1 protein-coding gene and 1 pseudogene are annotated in these 1,205 nt (G+C 78.9%); both read left to right on the plus strand.

Features of this window, described 5'->3' with window-relative positions:
• Positions 1–87: 87 nt before the first annotated feature.
• Positions 88–273 (plus strand): annotated as a pseudogene (locus tag ABZW03_RS41010) (xylulokinase); the annotation flags it as partial.
• A 73-nt stretch (positions 274–346) separates the two neighbouring features.
• Positions 347–1,205: ROK family transcriptional regulator (locus ABZW03_RS41015; protein ID WP_355269998.1), on the plus strand; the 859-nt coding region annotated here is incomplete at its 3' end.

Raw genomic sequence — 1,205 nt, forward strand, 5'->3', positions numbered from 1 at the left:
ACCGGTTTGGCTCACCGAGGAGTTGGCGGCGGCGCTGGTGCGGCTGCACGAGTTGGGGGCGGCGCACAGCGGGGAGGTGTGGGAGGGGGAGGAGCCGCCCAGGCCGCCGCGCTGCTCACCGGCGAGCCCGCCGACGCGGTGGCCCGCCGCTGGCGCACCGCCGAGGGCCCGGTGCTGGAGCCCGTGGCACGGGACACGGACGCCCTCGAACGGATCAGCGGTACCCTGCGTCGGGCCGGGGCCTTGCAGGGAGCCCCGGCCGAGGACCGGTAGGAGGGGCGCGCACGTGACCGTGGTCGGCAGAGCGAGGAACAGCCAGGGCGACGGGCCCGCGTCGCAGCAGGACATGCGGCGGCGGAACCTCTCGGTGGTCCTCGGCGCGGTCGCCGCGCACGACCCGCTCGCCCGCCCGCTGTCCCGCGCGGACGTCGCCGTCCGCGTCGGCCTGACCAGGGCGGCCGTCTCCTCGCTGGTCGACGAGCTGATCGGGCGGGGCGCGCTGACCGAGTGTGAGACCGCGCCCGACGGACGGGTCGGCCGCCCCGGGCGCGCGCTGGCGGTGAGCGCCGAGGGCCCGGCCGGCCTCGGCCTGGAGATCGGGGTCACGCACCTCGCCGCGTGCGTCGTGGACCTGCGCGGCGAAACCCGGGTGTGGCGCCGGGTGGACCGGGCGAACGCCGGCCGGACGGCCGGGCAGGTGCTGGCGGAGACCGCCGAGCTGGCCGCCGAGGTGGAGGCCGAGGCCCGCGGCCTCGGGCTGCGCGTCGAGGGCCGGGTCCTGGCGGTGCCCGGGGTGGTGGCGAACGAGCCCGTCGGACGGGTCGAGCGCGCGCCCAACCTCGGCTGGCGCACCGTCGGCGTCGCCGACCACTGGCCCGACCCGGGCACCGTGCCCGAGCCGGAGAACGAGGCCAACCTCGGGGCCCTGGCCGAGTACTGGAACGCCGAGCAGGCCGCGGAGACCTTCCTGCACGTCTCCGCGGACGCCGGGATCGGTGCTGCCCTGGTCATCGACGGGCGGCTGTTCCGCGGCGCCCGCGGCTTCGCCGGCGAACTCGGGCACCTCCCCGTCCACCCGGACGGCGTCCGGTGCGCCTGCGGCGCGCGCGGCTGCCTGGAGCAGTACGCGGGCCAGGCCGCCGTGCTGCGCGAGGCCGGTCTCGGGCAGCCCGGCCCGGGCCCGGCCGGTCCCGCGGCGGCCGGCG

The organism is Kitasatospora sp. NPDC004799, assembly GCF_040609095.1.
In the GTDB taxonomy this organism is placed as follows: Bacteria; Actinomycetota; Actinomycetes; order Streptomycetales; family Streptomycetaceae; genus Kitasatospora.